A 6,536-nucleotide genomic window follows, 5' to 3' on the forward strand; every position below is an offset into this window, starting at 1 on the left:
CCATTTGCAGTTCACTTGAGCCTAGTTGCAATTAATCTGAGCCAAAGTGCTTTTCTATTTGCAAATAATGTGAGCCAGAAATTACCTTGTTTGCGAGCCAGAGCATTTATAATTGCGAGCCGCAACATGTACGCTCCAGCCCTGCGATCGCTCGGTGTAAATTTCAGTGACGAGCAACTCCAAGACACTCTAGAAGCATCAAGCTATTGTTTAGAAGATGCTTTCAGGAGCGCAATCGTTTATATGCTCTGGCTCGAAGAAAACCTAAAGCCGATCTACCCGACTGCGATACTAATCGACGCACTGGCAAATCAATGGCGCACCAAGTATTGGAAGTCGGAGTATTTAGAACTTGAACAGTTGCTATCCCCCGGAAAGCGCTGGTGGAGGGCAGCAGTGGATAAGTGGGGTTACGACGAGCGTAATCAACTGGTTGCAGACATATTTTACGACCACGGGCAGGAATTTATCAAGTTCCGAAATGGGAAAGAAATTCTAGTTGACACTGCTTATAAGTGGGGATGGGAGCGAGTCGCAGATTATGCCATCAACACAAGCAATCCCCCACTGCGGAAACTTCGCTAATAGTTTTTTGATCACGATCTGTAAGGTCGGATCATCATTCCAGCATTTTTGGAGGAAGTCAAACCCCGGATTCTCCCCCGAATTCGCTGCTACTTTAAGTTTCTGCATCCGCTCCGGTCGCGCATTTGCCCTTGCTACAATAGCCTCATGCGACCATTTTTCAGCATTTGGCACAGGTGCGGCGGAACAAGTGCCTTCATGATTTGCTTTGTCTTCATCACGAGATACTTGGTTTTCTCCCGGCAATGAAGCAGATTGACCCTGTTCTACTTGCCCCTGTGTTTGATCTGCGATCGCTGAATTTAGAGATTTTTCATTTTCTGCAACGGGCGCGGCGGAAAAAGTACCTTCACGACAGTCTTTCGGCTCAACACCACAGTCCTGGTTTTCAAACAACGAAGTGGGATTACTCGGTGCATCATCCACAAGCGCCAGCGTAGTACAGTCCATTGCCACAGGCAAGTCAATATCATTCTCTGACACGCTTTCAACAATCTGAGGCGAAGCGCCCCCCAAGGGCGCGTGAGCCGTCTCCTCAACTTGCAAAATCTCATTTAGCGTGTCAGAGACACAGTTCACGAACTCTTTTGAAGAGTTCGTGAACTGTTCCTGAGCAGTTCGTGAGGTTTCCTGGAACCCTTGCTCTGAATCACTTTGACCTAAAATAGATGCTTGATTTAAAGCACCCATGTCTTCACAGCCAGCATCTTTGTCTGAAATCTCAGCATTTGATTCTTGTTTTGTAGAATTTACTTCCTCATTTTCTGAATTGGCTTTCTCCCAAAATTCCTTCATCCGACTGCCATGCAAATTCCGCACCATCCAGCCCACAGTCTCACGCCCATCTTGTATGGATTTGTCGGGTTTGAAAATGAACAGCCCACTTTCAGCTAGAATTTTCTTTGCAGAGATAAAACTGCTGTAGCCCAAGGCCGTAGATAAAGGCATCCACCGAGAACCATAGGGGTCAGCCGTCCAGCACTCCTGCCACAATTGCGTAACTGATGGCTTTTGCTGCGAAGCCCACAGCATATCTGTAATCGGAATAATCACATGAAGCCGCTTATACGGTGACTGTGGTTTAGTGGCAGCCTTTTTGGGTTTGGGTCTTGTAATAGTTGCAGTCATTCTACAATCTCCTATTATATTGACGCACGGAAATTTCCCCCACTGTGATGCAGGGTTTAGGTTGATATTTGTCTGTCTAAAAAGTCACTGATACACTGAAACCCTATTGAGGTTGCCAGAATCGCAACTCATCTCGAAAGTACCTCTCAGTCTTCTTTGAGCGCTCTTTCCAGCAATCCCAAGCCACTACCAACTCTTCGCCCAAGTCTTCTACTACTTCGCCTCGTTCCACATACAAAGTGCGATATGGGTCAGCGTGAGCAACGATAGAGCCAACGCCAATTGTGTCCGGTTGAGAGGATGCGTTCTGGAGAGCAGTAATAAAATCAGTTTCTTGGGTGGAAAGTTCTGCCCAATAGTCTGATTTAATAACCTCGTACTCTTGGGCAATATTCCAAAACTCCTCCCAGCTACACCCCGGTTTAGTTAGCACTGCCCTAATGTCGCTAACTGCCTGGGGCAACATTTCCAGTTGTTCGGCTCGATATGCGATCGCAGATGGTGTCGGGTCGCTGCCTAAAATAATTGCCGCAGCTTCAAGCGCTTGGGTGTTGTTCATAGCACTGGCGAGATTCTTCAACGCCATACCCATCAACCGTAGACATTCTTGGGCATTTTCCTTGGGTGGTTCAATAGCTAGCGATCGCAGATCAATGGTTTTCTCCAGGGCTTGTTTAACTTGCTTGTTCAACGCTTTAGTCGCCTGTTGGCTCATAGTATTTCCCCATTCTTGAGAAGGGCGCTGTTGAACCGCATTTTCCAAATCCTGAATACGCTGCCTAAGCTGTTGGTTCTCAGTCTCCAACTGCCGTAGTGATTCCATTTCGTCTAGGCGCTGCTGCAACTGAATATTTTGCTCTTTCTGCTGCTTGTACAGGTTTTGCAGACATTGGATTTGCTTACTTACTTGTTCTTCGGCTCTGGCTGTGGCTTCTGTTTGCAAGCCAATCCTCAGTTCTTGCTCTAGGCGCTCTAACTCTTGCTGATGTTGCTCTTTAATTTGAGCGATCGCTGAGGTATATTCTGGTGGATAGTTCCGCTCTCTGGGGAATGGAACACTGGCGGCATCTAAATCAGCATTGTTGATCAGCAGCCTCTCACCATCAGCAAAAGTGACGATCTGCTGCCAGCGATTTGGTGCGTCTGCCTCAATCACTCCCGAATCTCCATATCTGGAATGGGACTGTTGTGAAACTGTGACAATAGCTTTTTGAGGAACCACTGGTTCTTCAATTTTGGGAACCATTGGTTCCTGAACAATATGTTTTTTGCGTGGAAGTTGAGGAACCACTTTTTGGGCAGCAGCAGCAAAGTCTGATTCACCAGGAGACGGGTTATCTTTCAGAGCGATCGCTACAGCTTGTTTTAGTTTCTCTGGTTCCTTGACTAGCCGCAGCAGTGGACGGGCTTGACGCTCGTTTTTGATGTGTCCCCCCAACTCGCCAACTACGTCTATGACCTTTTTGGCTCCTAGCAGTTGGTTGATTCGTCGGTATCCACCCCAGGCGTATAATTCACGCTGGCAGTATTCTTCAAAGTTTTTATATCCAGCTTGCAAGTAAAGCTGCTGTTCCCTCATCTGAAGGATTTCATCTACCGCTTGCCATTCAAATCGGTCGATGGCGGTAAAGGTTTCCTTGATGCTGATGTTAAGGTTGCTGTAATCGAGGGCTGTTGTTTGTTCAGAGTCTAGTGTCAGCATTTTTCTTGCCCACTATGGTAAATGCTTAAAAATTGAAGCGTTGCAGTTTAACCAAAGTGAACAAGAGCAGCTGATTTGGAGGGTTTTTCCAAAAATGTGTCAGCATTATAGTTAGTTCACTTTGTCGTGAATGAATTGAACGGGCGATCGCTAACTTTGGACGGTGGGCGATCGCTTTTAGTTGTTGTGCTATTTATCTAAAGATAATTCCAGTAGTTACTCCGATTGTTAGTTGCAAAAAATACAGTTACTAAATTTGTATACTAATGAGGCAATAACGTTTGCTTTATGCTAACCGCATCATTAGTAGAAAATTTATTCCATCTCTTGCACTAAAGCAGCTTTAACCTCGGCATCAAAATTTACACCAAGGGCATCAGAAAGCTTACGCAAAGTTTCACGCGGTAAAGACTTTGCATCTTCTGTTTCTATACGATAGAGGTTCCCAACACTCATACCAGCTTGAGCTGCTACCCAAGTTGGGGATAGACCCTTGGACTCTCTAATCTCTCTAATCCGAGTGCCTAGACCAGGCAAATCAACCGACAAAGTAACTTGCATTAAGTTCATAACTTCACTTCTCCATTAATGTAAGCAAATCATAGCGCTTCTTTCCTCCGTTTTCAAGCTTTACTTATTCAGTTTTGCTTGTTCAGTGAGACTTTACAAGTACAACTTATTAAGCTATGCTATAAGGTATGAGGGCAAGGGAAAGCAAACTGCCTGCACCCGGACGCAATAAAGGGTTTGCACTATCTGAACTTTGACAGCAATCCAGAGTGACGGCTTGATGAGTAACCGAGGCACTGGCACAACCAGAGAAGGCGAGGGGTACACAGTCGGAAATGGATTTGCACTGAATAAGAAATTACTGGCAGGACGACGGACGGCAGTTGAAGCCTTTGAAGTCGTACACGTCGCCTGATACGCTGTATCTCCTGTTTTGGTATCGCTCAAGTGCCACTGGCTTTGAGCCACAAATATATGGCTACGCCAAATCTTTTTGAGAGCGTTGTGCTAAACCACAACGTCGTTTGCATACGTAACAAAAGCGATCGCCCAACCCTGGAAAGTTTGCGATCGCTTTTTACCCTTTTATCAAGGAACTCTATTATGCCTTATACAACACATACACAGCAAGAAATTCCTAGTTCTTCTATTGATGAGCAAGCGACAGCCCAAGCAGAACTTTACAGCCACCTCGAATCCCAAGTCGAAGCTGTAGCACCAACCCAAGATCCTCTCACCAGCAGAGATCGCCGTATCATTGGTGAGATTATCCAAGTGGAACCCGAATCAGTGCGTACAATCTGGATCGAAGGCGGAATCACCGTATGGGTGCAGTTTGTGGAAGGCGGACGGCTACCGTTTGATAGGGACTGGTTCGCTACAAGAGTTGCAGAAGTCAAAGCGACGCTACCGGAAACACCACGGGAACGGAATCGACGACTGGAGTCCGAGTTGAAAAAAGCTTGCACTCTTTTTGGTTTGTATCACGGAGAGATTGATTATCTAGTATTCAGTACGAAAGTCTATCGCCAGGGCAAGTTAGTTGGCTTCGTTGGTTGGGATGAAGAGGGTTGGTACGCAAGACCCAGACAGTACGGACTCAATCGCGTGGCTCCTAGCGCAGAACAAGTGATTGCCTCCTTAGGAGTCCGAGCGACAGTAGCGGCTTAGTTGCTGAAGTGAAAAAGGGCGATTGCTTCCCCAAGACAGAAGCAATCGCCTCTTGGCCAATGAACAGAATCATGGCACAAAGTACAGCTTGTAACTTCTCCCTTCAACTAGATGACTGCCAACAAAAAATTCTGCTTTCTCCAGTAGATGCGAATGCAGAGGTGTAAGAAATCCCTAGTACTGGAAGTGAGAAAGGCGATTGCAGCCATAGAGTTATGCAATCGCCGCTCAACCGAAATTTAGACAATCGAAATCATCATGGCACACAGAATATGATTAGCCCATTTTCTCTTCAAGTAGCCCAATCGGATGATCCAAGAGAGAGAATTCTCCTGCCTCCAACCGACCCCAACGCAGAGGTCATGGAAATCACTGGATACAAGCTCGTGTATGTCAATGGAGCTTGCCCCAGGAATTATCGAGTATACAAGGCTCACTCAATGATTGGGGTGATATTTCAGCATATTACCCACTGGTCTAATGGAGTGGATTCTCTTCGATACGCCCAAGCGTTGGATGCAACAGTCGGGCTAGACGATTTCATGGAAGTAGCTGGAAAATCCAGAGCATTCTGACTAACGAATTAAAAGCAATTCCTGGCATTGTCATAAATAGCTAAGTCGAACACTATCCAGTATCAACGCAATTTTTAGCAACAACAACGCAATTATGGAAACCATCAAAATCAACAACAGCGTCTTTCTCATTCCACCCAGCCAACCTAAACTGCAAGCGAATTGCGCTAAAGAGTATGGGCAATTTCTTCTTGATTGTCCTCCAAAACTGACGATTCTAGAAGCACAAGCCGGAGGATATCTCAAAGGTAACAAGGCTGATTTTGCAATCGCAATCTCACGCCCTGACCGTGCCTTGACTATTAACGAAAACTTTACCAACGAACCATTCACTGAACTGTGGGTGATTCCGGTAGGAGGCGGACTCAAAGACCAGTTCAAGGGGCCAGCTTCGATGTTGCTTAGTTTTTTAATCCACCGCCGCAGTAAAGACAATTTTGCTGGATTGTACAATCACTTCGCCCATCGCGCTTTCCAGCAGTGGTGCGAAGAGGGGATGCCGGGAGATCCAAAAGAGTTCTGTTATCAGGCGATCGCTAGCGTACTGAAAAACTACATTTTCTGCGCGGAGTTTCAGAAAGTGGAAGGGACGCTGGGAACGTACTGGTTTATTCAGTGGTCGTATCGCAACCCACAGTCTGATTTTGAAAAGGATGCGCTCGAAGCCGCCGAGATGATTCGCTCTGGTGCGGAATCTGGGGCAACACTTCACTGGGTAACGAATGAAACTTACGAGCGCTGGGCTAGTAATGCTGTCACTGCACCAGCATTACCCCCAGTTTCGGAGACTGAGGCACGGCTATCTCTGCAAGGACAGAATCAGACAGCAATGCCGCAAGGGAAACGGAAGTAATTAGACATTACAA

Annotated in this window: 8 protein-coding genes; 5 read left to right on the forward strand and 3 right to left on the reverse strand. The window is 46.3% G+C overall.

Features of this window, described 5'->3' with window-relative positions:
* Positions 1-585, forward strand: a 585-nt coding sequence (locus H6G92_RS37780; RefSeq protein ID WP_313890065.1) for a hypothetical protein, incomplete at its 5' end; no start/stop codon positions are given.
* Here the strand turns inward: H6G92_RS37780 and H6G92_RS37785 are convergent.
* The 3 genes from H6G92_RS37785 to H6G92_RS37795 all read right to left on the reverse strand — a co-directional run bounded on the left by H6G92_RS37785 (position 496) and on the right by H6G92_RS37795 (position 3,985).
* Positions 496-1,713 (reverse strand): hypothetical protein, encoded by a 1,218-nt coding sequence (locus tag H6G92_RS37785; RefSeq protein ID WP_190901871.1) that lies wholly within the window; start codon positions 1,711-1,713, stop codon positions 496-498. The genes H6G92_RS37780 and H6G92_RS37785 overlap by 90 nt on opposite strands.
* Before the next feature lie 103 nt (positions 1,714-1,816).
* The gene (locus tag H6G92_RS37790; protein WP_190901873.1) at positions 1,817-3,415 is read right to left on the reverse strand and encodes a hypothetical protein; all 1,599 of its coding nucleotides are present in this window, start codon (positions 3,413-3,415) and stop codon (positions 1,817-1,819) included.
* A gap of 315 nt (positions 3,416-3,730) precedes the next feature.
* Entirely contained in the window at positions 3,731-3,985 is a 255-nt protein-coding gene (locus tag H6G92_RS37795; protein WP_012413141.1) for a helix-turn-helix domain-containing protein, read from the reverse strand.
* A gap of 193 nt (positions 3,986-4,178) precedes the next feature.
* On the opposite strand from H6G92_RS37795, the gene H6G92_RS37800 reads away from it, so the two are divergent.
* From H6G92_RS37800 to H6G92_RS37815, 4 genes are all read left to right on the forward strand, one after another.
* Positions 4,179-4,340: a hypothetical protein gene (locus H6G92_RS37800; protein WP_190901875.1), complete on the forward strand. Its 162-nt coding sequence runs from the start codon at positions 4,179-4,181 to the stop codon at positions 4,338-4,340.
* A gap of 59 nt (positions 4,341-4,399) precedes the next feature.
* Positions 4,400-5,095 (forward strand): hypothetical protein, encoded by a 696-nt coding sequence (locus tag H6G92_RS37805; protein ID WP_242059511.1) that lies wholly within the window; start codon positions 4,400-4,402, stop codon positions 5,093-5,095.
* 272 nt (positions 5,096-5,367) lie between these two features.
* A complete protein-coding gene (locus H6G92_RS37810) occupies positions 5,368-5,670 on the forward strand; it encodes a hypothetical protein (protein WP_242059512.1) in 303 nt (100 codons plus the stop codon).
* A 94-nt stretch (positions 5,671-5,764) separates the two neighbouring features.
* The gene (locus H6G92_RS37815) at positions 5,765-6,523 is read left to right on the forward strand and encodes a hypothetical protein (RefSeq protein ID WP_242059513.1); all 759 of its coding nucleotides are present in this window, start codon (positions 5,765-5,767) and stop codon (positions 6,521-6,523) included.
* The last annotated feature ends 13 nt before the right edge of the window (positions 6,524-6,536 follow it).

It is taken from the genome of Nostoc foliaceum FACHB-393, from assembly GCF_014698505.1.
In the GTDB taxonomy this organism is placed as follows: domain Bacteria; phylum Cyanobacteriota; class Cyanobacteriia; order Cyanobacteriales; family Nostocaceae; genus Nostoc; species Nostoc foliaceum_A.

Excerpts from the sequence above, each read along its gene's own strand:
- H6G92_RS37785 (WP_190901871.1), bottom strand. The coding sequence starts at position 1,713 with ATGACTGCAACTATTACAAGACCCAAACCCAAAAAGGCTGCCACTAAA.
- H6G92_RS37790 (WP_190901873.1), bottom strand. The coding sequence starts at position 3,415 with ATGCTGACACTAGACTCTGAACAAACAACAGCCCTCGATTACAGCAAC.
- H6G92_RS37795 (WP_012413141.1), bottom strand. The coding sequence starts at position 3,985 with ATGAACTTAATGCAAGTTACTTTGTCGGTTGATTTGCCTGGTCTAGGC.
- H6G92_RS37805 (WP_242059511.1), top strand. The coding sequence starts at position 4,400 with ATGGCTACGCCAAATCTTTTTGAGAGCGTTGTGCTAAACCACAACGTC.
- H6G92_RS37810 (WP_242059512.1), top strand. The coding sequence starts at position 5,368 with ATGATTAGCCCATTTTCTCTTCAAGTAGCCCAATCGGATGATCCAAGA.
- H6G92_RS37815 (WP_242059513.1), top strand. The coding sequence starts at position 5,765 with ATGGAAACCATCAAAATCAACAACAGCGTCTTTCTCATTCCACCCAGC.